Origin of the sequence: Nocardia sp. NPDC059229, assembly GCF_042754165.1 — a bacterium.
In the GTDB taxonomy this organism is placed as follows: Bacteria; Actinomycetota; Actinomycetes; order Mycobacteriales; family Mycobacteriaceae; genus Nocardia.
The window spans coordinates 1-13,298 of record NZ_JBHZAK010000036.1; the positions used below are offsets into that span (position 1 = coordinate 1).

Below are 13,298 nucleotides of genomic sequence, written 5' to 3' on the forward strand. Positions count from 1 at the left end.
CCCACCGCAGCAGTATCGGTCACATCGATCGTTGTCGTATCAGACATCAAGTGCCACTCCTTGATTCGGAGTTACACCGTTGTTTTTACAGTCCCCCGACCGGTCCTCTGCTGGGTCAGAGGAGCTTCAGCAGGTGCAGGTCGTCGACGTACTTGTGGACAAGGGCGGGGGAAAGGTGGGGAATGTCGGCGTCGGGGCCGAGATGGGCCTGCTGCACGGCGACTCGGAAGAGGTCGGCGGGGAGGACGGAGCCTCGGGTGGGTTCGGCGGGGGTGCGGTAGGCGTCCAGAAGCGGGAGGACGGATTGCTGGCGCTGCTGCTGAGGTAGGGCCAGCAGGGCGCTCTCGAAGCGGGACAGCCATTCGCCGTAGTCGTCGAAGCGCTGGACAGGGTGGCCCTCGTCGATGAGCCAGTCGACGAACTGGTCCAGGGAAATGCCGTCGTCGTAGGGGTTCAGGACGTCGAAGCTCTGATAGCCGCTGGTGGCGCGGCCGCCGAGGGTGACGATCGCCTCGGCGGTGAAATCTGCGGGCAGGCCGTCGTAGTGCGACCGCTGCCGATGGCCGCCGGAGTCGGTGCGGTAGAACGACTTCGGCGCCATGCCGGTCACCAGGATGCTGAGGAGCAGCCGGGTGAACATGTCGGTCACGTTGAGCTGCCCGGCGTAATAGCTGTGCGCGAGGATCATGTCGGAACGGAACACCGCCACCGGCAGCCCGAACCGCTCCTGCGCGTCGCGTAGTAGCACCTCGCCGGCCCACTTGCTGTTGCCGTAGCCGTTGGCGTAGCTGTTGTCGAGTATCCGCTCCGGGCTCATCTCGCGGATGTCGCCGTCCTCGGCGAACCTCCCGGGCGGCACCTGGCCGGCCACTGCCACCGAGGACAGGTACGTGACCGGCTTGCGCTTGCCGGTGAGGGCCAGCCGGATCACCTCCGCGGTGCCGACGACGTTGGCGCCGAACAGCTGGTCGTAGGGCAGCACGTGGTTCACCAACGCGGCGGGATGCACGACCATGTCGGCGGTGTCCGCCAGCCGCTGCCAATCCTTTTCCGTCAGACCGAGATTCGGGTAGCCGATATCGCCGGGTAGCACCTGCAGCCGGCGTTCGGACAGCTCCTGGTAGTGCCGCAACAGCGCCGGATCGCCCGAGTCGAACACCGCGTCCAGCCGCGCGCGCGCCGCGTCCGCGTCCTTGCCGCGGATGATGCAGATCAGGGCGCCGTCGACGGCGTCCAGCCGCTCCAGCCAACGCAGGCACAGGAACCGGCCCAGGTATCCGTTGGCGCCGGTGAGCAGCACGGTCCGCGGCGTCGTGGCGGCCGCCGGCAACGCGGGCGCGGCCTCCAGAGTGCCGGCGTCGATGAATTTCTCCAGTGTGAGGTCGGCAGCGCGGATCCGATCGCCGGTGCCGTGCACCGAGACCGCGGTCGCGCGCCGTCCCGCGGTAACCTGCTCCTCCTCGATGTATCCGGCCAGCTGTTGCAGATCGACCGCGGGACTGACGATCACGCCGACGGGCACCTGTATCCCGAAGATCTCCTGCAGCAGGTTGGACAGCGACAGTGCCGACAGCGAATCGCCGCCGAGATCGCCGAAGTGCGAGTCGGGCCGGATATCGGCGTCGGCGCAGCCCAGTAGCGCCCGCACCGCCCGGTGCACGATCTCCGGCACCGGCCGGTCACCGATACCGCTTCGCAACGCGGTCAATTCGTCGGTCTGCTGCCGCTCCAGCTCCCGGTAGAGTTCCTCCAGCCGCTCCCCGTAGCGCTGCTTCAGCTTGGGCCGCAACAGTTTTCCGACACCGGACAGTAGCCCTTCGGCGCGGGTGAACGGGTGCGTCTCGATGATGATGTCGCGCGGTATCTCGTAGGAGGCCAGCCCGGCATTCTGCGCGATCTTCTGCAGCGACTGCAGGACGGCGGCCTTCAGATCGTCCGGATGCGCATGCAGCGCCTCGTCGGTGGGCACCACCACCGCGAGCACGTAGGCGCGCTCGCTGGAGCCGTACACGTAGATCTGCCGGACCAGCGCGCTGATCGCGTATACGGCCTCCAGCTGGGACACGGCGACGAATTCGCCCTGCGAGAGCTTCAGCACGTTGTTCCGCCGGTCCACATACACCAGTTCGTCGGGGCTGATCTCGGCCATGATGTCGCCGGTGTGGTAGAAGCCATCGGCGTCGAACATCTCCGCGCTGAGCTCGGGCCGCTTGTAGTACCCGGGGAACATCGTCATCGTCTTCACCAGCAACTCGCCGCGCGGATGCGGCCGGTCGTCGTGGTGATAGCCGAGTTCGGGCACGTCGGCGAGCTTGTAGTCCAGCACCTGGGGCCGGTGAATGTGGTTGTCCCGCATGATGCCTCCGGCCTCGGTGGAACCGTACCCGTCGTGCAGCGGCAGTTCGAACACGGACTCGATGAAGACCCGCGTCTCCGCGGACAGCGGCGCGGTCCCGCAGCTCATCGCCAGCACGCGGCCACCGAACTGCCGCTCCCGCAGGTCGATTCGCACCTCACGCTCGGCGGTGGTGCGGTCGGCGCCGTCCGCGACGCGCTGTTCCACCTCGCTGACGAACTCCTGGAATACCAGATCGCACACCCGCGGCACGAAGGACACCTCGGTGGGCCGCACCAGCGCGAAATCGTCGAACAGGGTGGACATGTGGCTGCCGGCGGTGAAATACGCGGTGCCACCACGCATCAGCGTGCTGACCACCTGCATCCGCCCCGCCAGGTGGCTCTGTGGCATGTAGTTGAGTTCGATCGCGGGCAGCGAAATGCCATCGGTTCCGTAGCGGGTACGCCACATCGCGGCCAGCATCTCCTCGGTGTACATCGCGCCCTTCGGGGTGCCGGTGCTGCCGGAGGTATAGATGAGCATGGACAGCGGATTCTCGCCGGCGGCGGGCACGAACAACGGGGCGGGAGACAGGCTGCTGCCTCGGTCGAGCACGGTATTCAGCTCGGCCAACACGATGGGACTGTCGGCCTGCGCCAGGCGGTGGCGGGCGTCCTCCATGGCGGCACGGTCGCTGTCGTCCTCCGGGTGGTAGTCGAAGACCAGCAGTTGCTGCGGGGTGGCGGTCCCGGCGAGCACCGCGTCCACGGCCCCGTCGAGCATCTCCAGGCTGCTGGCGAGCACCCGCGGGGAGGTCTCGGCGAGGATCGCCGCCCACTGCGCGGGCGTCGCGCTCACCTGCAGTGGCACCGATACCGCGCCCTGCCGGGTGCAGGCGAAGTCGACGGTGATGTAGTCGGGGCTGGTGAACCCGAGGATCGCGACGAAGTCACCGGCACGCACCGGATGCTGCGGGTCTCGGTGCCATGCGGCGGCCAGCGCGCCCACCCGCGACCACAATTCCCGGTAGGTGATGGTGTCGAAGCGCGGCAACAGCCGACGGACCCGGCGCCCGGCAGCGTCGGTGCCGAGTTCGGTACCGCGCATGCCCAAGGCCGGCCTGTCGGCATACCCGGCCGCGACGGTGTCGACCATCTGGGCCAGTCGCAGGCCGGGCCGCGCGGCGGCGGCGATGACCTCCTCCGACGGCATGGCATCGCGCACCTGCTGGTCGGTGAAGACCTGGTCGATGCGGTGCTGCTGTTCGGTTTCCCACGTATGCGTCGCCATGGCCGGTCTCCCTGGGTCGTTCGACGGACTACAACTAGAGAAAACGTCTGGCAAATTTGAAGTCTAGTTCCGTGCCTCCGGCGCACGCCACGATCACGGTGGACTGGGCGAATATGCGGCGACATCGCGACCTTGTGGTAATCGACGCAATCGCGGGTACGTGGCGACGCCGCACTCGGTCGGCGTCACCGCCCGCCACCTGGGCATCGCAAGCATCAAGGCGCGGTTCGCCGACGCACTCTGTGGGTCAGTTACGCAAGGCTCCATGCTTACGACGGCACCCCGGACCGGACGAGACCCAACGATCTCCCACTGAATCCACCGCCCGCCGGCGTCTTTCGAGATTGCGTTCAGCTGCGAACAGTTAACCGTTGGCGGCCAAATCTCTAGGCGTACAAGTCTTTTCGATGGCTCTTGACAGCAGCCCGTGATGTCGAGCAACGGCACTTTGTTAAAATCCCTAGGTCGCAGGTTCGATTCCCGTCAGAGGTGCCTCTGGTAACTGGCCGGAGGCGATGGCCGCAGACAGCCAGCTTGTCGGAGCCGGCGGATCCACTGGCTCCGTGGTGCAGGAGAAGAAGCTCGCTTCGACTCGAGGAAGTTGCAATTCGTAGCGGATCGCGCTGATGAATTGCTCGAAGATTACTCTCGCCCAGGTCCGGAGCTGCTGCCGCTCCTGAATACTGAGCCTCTGCTCTATGACATCGTAGAAAAGCTTGGTCACCGCGGCTTCCAGCGCTGAGGCGGCCGTTTCCCGTGGGTTCAGCCGGACTGAAGCTATTTCGTCGGGAACCCACCGCTGTCGGTCATAAAAGCCTGTTTGCGGCGGCGGGTTCTCAGCTTGCAGTCCGTTCGATGGTGATCGGTCCGGTCGGGTAGGTGTTTCGCGAATGCGATCCGCAGCAGCTACTCCGTATGCTTCGCCCGAGGAGGTCGACATGTCCGAAGACACACCGGCAATTCCGTCCTGGGTGCCCCGAGACTCATACCCCTTCGAGCACCGCTATCTCGACCTGGCCGGCGCTCGCGTCCATTACGTCGACGAAGGCATCGGTCCACCCCTGCTACTTCTGCACGGTAACCCCACCTGGTCGTTTCTCTACCGTGAGTTGATCACCAATCTCGCCGGCCAATTTCGCTGCATCGCTTTGGATTACCCCGGGTTCGGCCTCTCACGCCCGGGCCCTGAATACGGTTTCACGCCGGCCGAGCACGCGACAGTCGTCGAGCGATTCGTCACCGAGCTCGACCTGTCGGGCGTGACGCTCATGGTGCAGGATTGGGGCGGACCGATCGGGTTCGCGGTCGCGACGCGGCATCCGGATCGGTTCGCCGCGTTCGTGATCGGCAATACCTGGGCCTGGCCGAAATCGGACCTGGGAACGCAGGTGTTCTCCCGGACGCTGGGCGGTCCGATCGGCAGCTACCTGATTCTGCGTCGAAACTTCTTCGTCGAGAGGCTCATACCGCTCGGTGTCCGGCGCCGGAAACTATCGGAGTCGGTGATGGACGCCTACCGTGGGCCGTTCCCGACGTCCGAGTCGAGGCGTCCGATGCACGTGTTCCCTCGCGAAATCCTCGGCAGCCGACCGTTTCTCGCCGAGATCGAGCGAGGGCTGCCCGCCCTGGGAAACAAGCCCGCGTTGCTGGTGTGGCCGACGAAGGATGTGGCGTTCCGCGAACCGGAGCGTCGCCGCTGGGAGCGGGTCTTTCCCCAGCATCGCACCGTCATCCTGGAGGGCGCGGGCCACTACATCCAGGAAGACGCGCCCGAGCAGATCATCGCCGCGATCCGGGAATGGGCGTCGCAACGCGACGGCGAAGGTTGAACTAGAACCGGGTGGTGCGCTTCGAGTGCGAAAGCGACTGCGGCATCGAGACTCATCGCACCTACCCATTGGTTCTCCCACCCACCGGACCCCCTCACCCCACCCACCGAGACACCCTGGTGCCGGGTGCCGACGCGATTGGGAATCCACGAAGGTGTCTGATATTGCTTGCGCAAGCAACAAGATTCGTCTAGCGTTCGTACCGATGGCGCGAGTGCCGTTCGCGCCGGTCGCGAAGGAAAAATCATGTCCACACAGGTCGAATCAGCTCAGCTGCCGGACTACGCTCCCCTCCCGGATTCCGCTCTCGGACCGGCACTCAACGAGCAGGGCTACCACGTCGAACGCGTGGAACGAAACCTCTTCTGGGTCACCGACAGCGTGTACCTGTCCGCGTTCCTCGCCACGGCCGAGGGGGTCGTCGTCTTCGACGCGCCACCGACGATCGGGCACAACCTGCAACGCGCCATCGACGAGGTCACAGCCATCGAAGGCACTACCAATCGGGTGACTCATCTCGTCTACTCGCATCACCACGCCGACCACGCCGGGCCGCGAGCCTGTTCCCCGGCGCGATCCTGATCGGCCACGAGGAGACCCGCCGTCGGCTGCTGCGCGATGGCGATCCGACCCGGCCCGCGCCGGAGAACACCTTCAGCGACACCTACACCCTCGAGGTCGGTGGGGAGCGCGTCGAGCTCGCCTATCACGGCCCGAATCACACGCCGGACAACATCTTCATCCACTTCCCGGATCACGACGCGTTGATGCTGGTCGATGTGATCAACCCGGGTTGGGTGCCGATTTTCAACTCGAACCTGAGTGAGGACATGCCGGGTTACATCGATGCGCCCGGCCAGGCGCTCGAATACTCGTGGACGAAACTCATCGGCGGTCACCTGGGCCGACTCGGAACCCGGGCCGACGTCGAACTCCACCAGGCCTACATCGCCGATGTCGTCGCCGCCTCCTACAAGGCGCTCGAATCCGTCGATCCGACACCGTATCTCGCGAAGTACCCGCCGAACCACTGGGGCTGGGTGAACGGCTATCTGAACGAGGTGACCCGGACGGCGAGCGATTTCGTCGTGGCGAAATACACCGGCGTGCTCGCCGCGGCCGACATCGAACCACTCACTTACACAACCACATTCATGATCATGCAATCGCTACGCCTCGACAAGGGCGTCGGCTCCCAGATCCACCCTTGATTCCCTCCGGTCGACCGAGAAGGACATGCTCATGAACCTCCCCGATTACGCACCGGTCCCCCGCTCCGCGTTCGGACCGGCGGTCAACGAACAGGGGTATTACGTCGGCCTGATCGAGCGGAATCTGTACTGGATCACCGACGGTGACTACCAGTCCGCGTTCCTGGCGACGCGCGACGGTGTGGTGCTCTTCGACGCTCCGGCCTCCATCGGGCACAACATCCGCCGGGCGGTCGACGAAGTCACCCGGGCGATCGGCACCCCGAGCCAGATCACCCATCTCGTCTATACCCACCACCACTCCGACCACGCGGGCGGGTCCTCGATCTTCGGCAAGGACATCGCGCGGATCGGGCACGAAGAGACTCGCCGTCTCCTGTTGCGCGACAACGATCCGAAGAAGCCCGCGCCGGAGGAGGCCTTTCAGGACCGCAGGATGATCGAGATCGGGGGTGAGCGATTCGAATTGTCCTGGCACGGCGGGAATCACACGCCCGACAATTCGTTCATCCACTTCCCGGACCACAATGCTCTGATGCTCGTCGACATCAATATGCCGGGGTGGGTACCGTTCTACGGCATCAATATCAGCGAGGACATTCCCGGCTACATTGCGGCGCCGGATATCGCCTTCGAATACGAGTGGACGACGATGATCACGGGCCACCTCGGCAGGCTCGGGACACGGGAGGACCTGGGCATCCATCAGCGCTATATCGCCGACATCGTCGACGAGGCGAAAAGTTCACTGGCCGAGCTGGATCCGACCCCCTACTTCGCGAAGTACGGCGAGAACATTTGGGCCGGGGTGAAGGAATGGCTGTACGCGGTCTCCGAGATTGCCGCCACCCGGGTCGCCGGGAAGTACGTGGACGTGCTGGGCGCGGCGGACGTCTTCACCTTCAGCAATACGATGGCCATTCTCGAATCCATGCGGCTCGACCTCGGCTACCGCATGGACGTACATCCCTAGAAGTCGGCGCTGGCGCCGAGGCCCTCCGCTATGGCGCTGAGGCCTCGGCCCATCGCCGCGAGATCACGGGGGTCGATATGGTCGAACGCCCGGGCTCGGACGCTGCGCAGGTGGGTCGGCCAGGCCTCGCGGACTTTGGCGAAGCCGGCATCGGTCAGGGCGGCCACGTTCCCGCGGCCGTCCTCACTGCTGGTTTCCTTGGTGACCAGTCCGCGTGCTTGCAGGTTGTCGACCACGCGCGTCATGCGGCTGGGCGAAACACCCGCTTCCCTGGAGAGCGCGGCCATTCGCATGCGGCGGTCCGGGGCCTCGGACAGTGCCATCAGGGTCATGTATTCGTTGACCAGCAACCCGGCTGCCCGGCTCATGTCTGCGTGCAATTCGCGGGGAAGAATGGTGCACACCCGCATCAGGTTGCGCCAGACCAGGTCCTCGTCGGGGTTCAATGGCTGGGGCTCGGACACACGCGAAGTCTATTCGAACCGTTCCCACTCAGACATCGCGGTCGAGTTGCGCCGCAATGGCGGTGAGCACGCGGGCCATCGCCGGCAGGTCCGCGGGATCGATGTGGTCGAACGCGCGGGTGCGCACGCTGCGCAGATGAGTGGGCCACGCCCCCAGCAACGTCGAGAGCCCGGCATCGGTCAGCACGGCCAGACTGCCGCGGCCGTCCTCACGGCAGGTCTGCTTGACGATCAGTCCGCGGATTCGAAGGTTGTCGACCACGCGCGTCATCCGACTGGGGGAAAGCCCGACCTCCATGGAGAGCGCCGCCATCCGCAGCCGGCGGTCCGGCGCCTCGGACAGGCACATCAGCGTGACGTACTCGTTGACGAGCAGTCCTGCGGCCCGGGACATGTCGCCGTGCAACTCGCGGGGTAGAGCGACGCACACCCGCATGAGCGCGCGCCACACGTGCTCTTCCTCGGCGTTCAACGGGCCGGACGTGGTCATGGCGAAAGCGTATCGAGAAAGTACTTGCTTGGGCAAGCAATATGTTCTAGCCTCGGATCAGGGCGACGGATGCGGGAGGCATCCCCCGGCGAAAGGAGAATCTGATGACCGAGCATGTGGCGTTGGTAGTCGGCGCGGGAGGCCCGCTGGGCCGTGTGGTTGCCGAGAAGCTGGTGGCGCTGGGCTACCGGGTGGCGGGGGCCGACCGGAATGCCCAAGGCCTGGAAGCGCTTCCGGCGCAGGTGGTACGGATCGTCGGCGACGCGGCGGATCCCGAAGCGGCGCAACAGATCGTGGACACGGCGGTGTCGGAGGTCGGCGTGCCCTCGGTGCTCGTCAACACGATCGGCATGTACGGCATGGGCGATGCCCTGTCCACCAAGCCCGACCAGCTGCGCCAGATGATGGACGTGAATCTCGGGCCGGCGCTCTGGTTGACGCAGGCGGTCGCGCCGCACATGCAGTCGGCGGGCGGCGGGTCGATTGCCTTCGTCTCCTCGCGTTTCGGCACCGATCCCGAAGCGGGTGTCGCGGCCTACAGCCTCAGCAAGGCTGCACTGAACCATCTCGTCGTGGTGCTGAACCATGAGCTGAGGGCCTCGGGGATTCGCGTGAACGCCGTAGCGCCGCAACTCATCGACAATCCGACGAACCGTTCCTTCCTCCCGGCGGAGGTTCTCGACCATGCGACCAAGCCCGAGGAGATCGCCGACCAGCTGGTGCACCTCGTGGCCGAGTCCGGAGCTCCGGTCTCCGGCGCGATCCTGCCCGCCTACGGCTTCTGAGCAACCCGCGACACGAACGGAAACACCGTGAGCGACAACGCTCCCGCCGCCGTCTTCCGGCGCAGCCTCGATGCCTTCCTTGCCAAGGACATGCGGGCTTGGGCGGATCTCTGCGCCGAGGACGTCGTGGTCGAGTTCCCCTTCTCGCCCGACAATCTGCCCTCGCGGCTCGACGGTCGTGAGGCGATCTTCGAGTACCTGCGGTACTACCCGACGATCATCGATATCCACGAGATCAACTCGGTCACCGTCTATGAAACCAACCAGCCGGACACCGTCATTGCCGAATGGAGTGTCACGGGACAGGTCATTCCCAACGGGAACAAGTACGACATGGCCTACGCGACCTTCGTCACCGTCCGCGATGGGCAGATCACCGGCTACCGCGAGTACTGGAACCCCCTGGCCTTCGGCCAGGCACTCGACGGTGTCACCTTCGGCTAGGCCAAGAGATCGAAGGAGTACGACGATGTCTGCCAACGGGAACCGAGTCGCGGTGGTCACGAGCGGGGCGGGGGCGATCGGCGGAGCCATCGAAACGGCTATCCGAACTTCGTTGTTTTGCACCAGGAACCTCGCAATGACTCCCGAACATCGGGGTCCCGAACTTGCGCGAAAACAACGACAGTGGCTTGACCAGCACCGATGCGGACGCGCAGGCTGAGTGCATGCAGGCCCGCGACGTCGTGGTCGGGCAAACCTATGCGGTGCTGATTCCACACCGGATTTCGCCGAGGCGCCGTCCCGACCGTGATCAACCCGGCACGCCGGCGTCGGCGTGGTGGTGGATGACCGGTACTCGTTTCCGGCTCACCGTCACCGAAGTGGACTCGACCAGCAGTCCGGCCATGGTGGAGGGGCGACCGATCACCGAAGGCAAGAGCATCGAGGTGGTGCTGACCGACGAGCAGGTCACTGCGCTCACTGCGCTGGGTCTGCCCGGTGGCGAATATCGCGTGCGCGGACGATTGGTGGACGACCAGGACCGACCCGTGGGTTTACCCGAGCCCCTGCGCGTCCCGGCTCGCTGGCTGCAGCCCGCCGAGGGGGCCGACCACCGCACGCATGGCAACCTCGATCCCTATTCGGGGTGACCGTGTGTGTCTTCCGCGCCTCAGCCCTCACAAGGCAGTCGATCTCCAGCCGATCGACCAGTCATGCCCGCAGACCCGAAACCAGCGAGAACACCGCACCGCGGCAGCGACCCTGGGTCTGCGGGAATTCGACCCGAGCCGCACTCTGCATCGAGTGGAAGGAGCACATGAGATGCCCGATCCGCTGACCGCGCTGACCCAGGCCGGGGTGTCGATCTGGCTCGACGACCTCAGCCGCGAACGCCTCGCCGACGGCAGCCTCGCCGATCTGGTTCGTGACCGGCACGTGGTCGGTGTGACCACCAACCCGACCATCTTCGCCAAGGCCATTACCGGCAGCGACTGCTACGCCGACCAAATCCACGCGCTCGCGCTGCGGCGGGTGGGTATCGCTGCCGCGCTGCGGGAGTTGACCTGCTACGACGTGCGCTGGGCCTGCGATGTGCTGCGCCCGGTGTATGACGCCACCGGCAGGGTGGACGGGCGTGTATCGATCGAGGTCGACCCGCGTATCGCCCACGACACCGACCGCACCGTCGCCGAAGCCCACGCCCTGTGGTGGCTGGTGGACCGACCCAACCTGTTCGTCAAGATCCCCGCCGCCAAGCAGGGCCTGCCGGCGATCACCGGCTGCCTGGCCGACGGCATCGATATCAACGTCACCCTCATGTTCTCCTTGTACCGCTACCGTGAGGTGATCGACGCTTTCCTGACCGGGCTCGAGCAAGCCCGTGCACGCGGTAAAGACCTCAGTGCCATCCACTCCGTCGCGTCGTTCTTCGTCTCGCGCGTCGACACCGAGGTCGACAAGCGCCTCGACGAACTCGGCACCGACCAGGCCGCGGCGCTACGCGGCCAGGCCGCCATCGCCAATGCCCGGCTGGCCTACCAAATCCACGAGCAAACTCTCGCCAGCGACCGATGGCAGGCTTTGGCGCAGGCCGGTGCCCACCCGCAGCGTCCGCTCTGGGCCTCGACCGGGGTGAAAGACCATCGCTACGACGACACCCGCTACGTCGTGGAACTCGTCGCGGCCGGGGTGGTCAACACCATGCCCGAGGCAACCCTGCAGGCTGTCGCTGACCACGGCCCGCTCCCCGCCGACAGCATCCACGGCACCTACCCGCACGCCCGGCAGGTCCTCGACGAGCTCGCCGCAGTTGGCGTCGACTACGACGATGTCGTCGCGACCCTGGAAGCCGACGGCGTCGCCAAGTTCGACGCCAGCTGGGACCAACTCGGCACCGACCTCGCCCACGCCCTCACCGCACCCGCAGGACGGTGACCGCACGACCACACTCTCGGCGATCATGACCGCGTGCGCCGGACTCACCAGCGCGGAATCCGCACATGCATTGCACGACAACGGATTCGACAGCCAGATCGAAAGGCAGACAAGACTTTTCGATTGCGCTCGACAGTGATCCGGAGCGGATCGAACCTGCGATCCAGGGATGAGAACAGAGCAGGGCTACACGACGCTGCTGCCGCCACGCGGTCGCCCTGGCTGTACACCAGGACTAAAATTCGGCACAAGGCGGAGGGATATGACTCAATACCCACCCGATATCGAGATGGTCGCCGCGATGCCTCGTGGCGGTCCGGATGCGTCTTGGCTCGACCGGCGGCTACAGACCGGAAGGCTCGAATACCTCGACAGATACGACGTGCCCGAGCAGCGCAAGCGGAGGATCGTGACGTTCCTCGATCGAGTCGGCAACGTGTTCGGTGACCACGACCACAACGCGCAGCTGGTCGCCGGACGGCTCGCCGGCCTCCGCAATCCGCGGGTGCTCGAATTGGGTGCCGGCCACGGCGAGCTGTCGGCACGGGTGCTCGACCTGCACCGCACCGCGACGGTGACAGTGACCGACCTGGACCCGAAATCGGTTGCCGCGATCGAAGCAGGTCCCCTCGGCGCCCACCCCCGTGCCACCGCCAGGGTCACCGACGCGACCGCCATCGACGCACCCGACCATAGCTACGACCTGGTCGTGTTAGCGACCTCCATGCATCACCTCCCGCCCGGACTCGCGTACCGGGCCATCGCCGAAGCCACCCGTGTCGGGAGGAGATTCCTCGTCATCGACGTGATGAGGCCGCCGGCGATTGTCTTGGCAGTGGTGCCCGTGCTCACCCTCCTCCCCGTGATCTTGATCGTGATGGCCTGCTCCTCGCCGTTCGCGGTCGCCCCGGTCCTGCACGACGCGTACATCAGCTTGTTGCGCTCCTACAGCACATCGGCGTTCATAGCACTCGGCAGCGCGGCCGACCCCACGATCACTGTCAAGTTCCTGCCGACGACCAGGGGGCAAGCGGCCGTGCTCTACACCAAGCCGTCGAACGCTCACTTCACCGGCCGCATGCTTCCGGTGACCAACCGCCACTGGGTTGCTGTCGGTGATGGCGCAGGTCCACGCCGTGCCAGGTGATCATGCGATTCAGGTGCACGGACGGGCTTCGGACAGCGCAGCCAGGGTCGAACCCGCACAACAATGGTTGCGTCGCGTAATTCACTGGGAACTGCTGCGGCATATACACTTCCGCGCCGGCAGAACCAGCCGCGGTTGCGCACCCACGCTGACCGCGCGCTCAGTGAGGGTGACCTCGGCCCGCGAACCCATGACTCTGCGTGTCGTGCCCGGCGCACATGGCGTCGCGTGCAAGTTGGCACGGTCCCGGCCTCGGCGAGTCGTTCGGCAAGCGCGGCAGATCCGAATGGAGACACCTAACCGTTGGTGCACAACATCTTTCACCTTTCGCCCTCGCATTCGCGGGTCCGAAGCTGCGGCGATGGTTGTGCGTTCTCCCCGATTCAGTCGCA

General features: G+C 65.6%; 13 protein-coding genes. 9 read left to right on the top strand and 4 right to left on the bottom strand.

Annotated features, from left to right (window positions below; translation table 11 throughout):
- Positions 1 to 115: 115 nt before the first annotated feature.
- Both car and ACFXHE_RS41295 read right to left on the bottom strand, forming a co-directional pair.
- Complete coding sequence (gene car, locus ACFXHE_RS41290; RefSeq protein ID WP_379390748.1) at positions 116 to 3,628, bottom strand: carboxylic acid reductase; 3,513 nt, start codon at positions 3,626 to 3,628, stop codon at positions 116 to 118.
- A 460-nt stretch (positions 3,629 to 4,088) separates the two neighbouring features.
- Positions 4,089 to 4,352 carry a hypothetical protein gene (locus ACFXHE_RS41295; protein WP_379390750.1) on the bottom strand — a complete coding sequence of 88 codons (264 nt, stop codon included), beginning with the start codon at positions 4,350 to 4,352 and terminating at the stop codon, positions 4,089 to 4,091.
- A gap of 214 nt (positions 4,353 to 4,566) precedes the next feature.
- Here ACFXHE_RS41295 and ACFXHE_RS41300 point away from each other — a divergent pair, with 214 nt between their 5' ends.
- The 4 genes from ACFXHE_RS41300 to ACFXHE_RS41315 all read left to right on the top strand — a co-directional run bounded on the left by ACFXHE_RS41300 (position 4,567) and on the right by ACFXHE_RS41315 (position 7,641).
- The gene (locus tag ACFXHE_RS41300) at positions 4,567 to 5,457 is read left to right on the top strand and encodes an alpha/beta fold hydrolase (RefSeq protein WP_379390752.1); all 891 of its coding nucleotides are present in this window, start codon (positions 4,567 to 4,569) and stop codon (positions 5,455 to 5,457) included.
- Between the two features lie 246 nt (positions 5,458 to 5,703).
- The gene (locus ACFXHE_RS41305) at positions 5,704 to 6,039 is read left to right on the top strand and encodes a hypothetical protein (protein WP_379390754.1); all 336 of its coding nucleotides are present in this window, start codon (positions 5,704 to 5,706) and stop codon (positions 6,037 to 6,039) included.
- Between the two features lie 185 nt (positions 6,040 to 6,224).
- A complete protein-coding gene (locus ACFXHE_RS41310) occupies positions 6,225 to 6,668 on the top strand; it encodes a hypothetical protein (RefSeq protein WP_379390756.1) in 444 nt (147 codons plus the stop codon).
- 31 nt (positions 6,669 to 6,699) lie between these two features.
- On the top strand, positions 6,700 to 7,641 hold the full coding sequence (locus tag ACFXHE_RS41315; protein WP_379390758.1) for an MBL fold metallo-hydrolase: 942 nt from the start codon (positions 6,700 to 6,702) through the stop codon (positions 7,639 to 7,641).
- Here ACFXHE_RS41315 and ACFXHE_RS41320 read toward each other — a convergent pair.
- Together ACFXHE_RS41320 and ACFXHE_RS41325 are read right to left on the bottom strand one after the other, a co-directional pair.
- On the bottom strand, positions 7,638 to 8,105 hold the full coding sequence (locus ACFXHE_RS41320) for a MarR family winged helix-turn-helix transcriptional regulator (RefSeq protein WP_379390760.1): 468 nt from the start codon (positions 8,103 to 8,105) through the stop codon (positions 7,638 to 7,640). The two genes, ACFXHE_RS41315 and ACFXHE_RS41320, sit on opposite strands and share 4 nt — an antisense overlap.
- A 28-nt stretch (positions 8,106 to 8,133) precedes the next feature.
- Positions 8,134 to 8,595 carry a MarR family winged helix-turn-helix transcriptional regulator gene (locus ACFXHE_RS41325; RefSeq protein ID WP_379390762.1) on the bottom strand — a complete coding sequence of 154 codons (462 nt, stop codon included), beginning with the start codon at positions 8,593 to 8,595 and terminating at the stop codon, positions 8,134 to 8,136.
- 104 nt (positions 8,596 to 8,699) lie between these two features.
- Here ACFXHE_RS41325 and ACFXHE_RS41330 point away from each other — a divergent pair, with 104 nt between their 5' ends.
- From ACFXHE_RS41330 to ACFXHE_RS41350, 5 genes are all read left to right on the top strand, one after another.
- Positions 8,700 to 9,380 carry an SDR family NAD(P)-dependent oxidoreductase gene (locus tag ACFXHE_RS41330; protein WP_379390764.1) on the top strand — a complete coding sequence of 227 codons (681 nt, stop codon included), beginning with the start codon at positions 8,700 to 8,702 and terminating at the stop codon, positions 9,378 to 9,380.
- Between the two features lie 27 nt (positions 9,381 to 9,407).
- Positions 9,408 to 9,824: a nuclear transport factor 2 family protein gene (locus ACFXHE_RS41335; protein ID WP_379390766.1), complete on the top strand. Its 417-nt coding sequence runs from the start codon at positions 9,408 to 9,410 to the stop codon at positions 9,822 to 9,824.
- A 188-nt stretch (positions 9,825 to 10,012) separates the two neighbouring features.
- Positions 10,013 to 10,474 carry a hypothetical protein gene (locus tag ACFXHE_RS41340; protein ID WP_379390767.1) on the top strand — a complete coding sequence of 154 codons (462 nt, stop codon included), beginning with the start codon at positions 10,013 to 10,015 and terminating at the stop codon, positions 10,472 to 10,474.
- Between the two features lie 172 nt (positions 10,475 to 10,646).
- On the top strand, positions 10,647 to 11,759 hold the full coding sequence (gene tal, locus ACFXHE_RS41345) for a transaldolase (protein ID WP_379390769.1): 1,113 nt from the start codon (positions 10,647 to 10,649) through the stop codon (positions 11,757 to 11,759).
- Positions 11,760 to 12,021: 262 nt separating this feature from the next.
- Positions 12,022 to 12,906: a class I SAM-dependent methyltransferase gene (locus ACFXHE_RS41350; RefSeq protein ID WP_379390789.1), complete on the top strand. Its 885-nt coding sequence runs from the start codon at positions 12,022 to 12,024 to the stop codon at positions 12,904 to 12,906.
- Positions 12,907 to 13,298: the final 392 nt, after the last annotated feature.

Bases quoted from the DNA above. Each gene is read 5' to 3' on its own strand.
- ACFXHE_RS41300 (WP_379390752.1), top strand. From the start codon at position 4,567: ATGTCCGAAGACACACCGGCAATTCCGTCCTGGGTGCCCCGAGACTCA.
- ACFXHE_RS41315 (WP_379390758.1), top strand. From the start codon at position 6,700: ATGAACCTCCCCGATTACGCACCGGTCCCCCGCTCCGCGTTCGGACCG.
- ACFXHE_RS41330 (WP_379390764.1), top strand. From the start codon at position 8,700: ATGACCGAGCATGTGGCGTTGGTAGTCGGCGCGGGAGGCCCGCTGGGC.
- ACFXHE_RS41310 (WP_379390756.1), top strand. From the start codon at position 6,225: ATGCTGGTCGATGTGATCAACCCGGGTTGGGTGCCGATTTTCAACTCG.
- ACFXHE_RS41325 (WP_379390762.1), bottom strand. From the start codon at position 8,595: ATGACCACGTCCGGCCCGTTGAACGCCGAGGAAGAGCACGTGTGGCGC.
- ACFXHE_RS41305 (WP_379390754.1), top strand. From the start codon at position 5,704: ATGTCCACACAGGTCGAATCAGCTCAGCTGCCGGACTACGCTCCCCTC.
- ACFXHE_RS41350 (WP_379390789.1), top strand. From the start codon at position 12,022: ATGACTCAATACCCACCCGATATCGAGATGGTCGCCGCGATGCCTCGT.
- car (WP_379390748.1), bottom strand. From the start codon at position 3,628: ATGGCGACGCATACGTGGGAAACCGAACAGCAGCACCGCATCGACCAG.
- tal (WP_379390769.1), top strand. From the start codon at position 10,647: ATGCCCGATCCGCTGACCGCGCTGACCCAGGCCGGGGTGTCGATCTGG.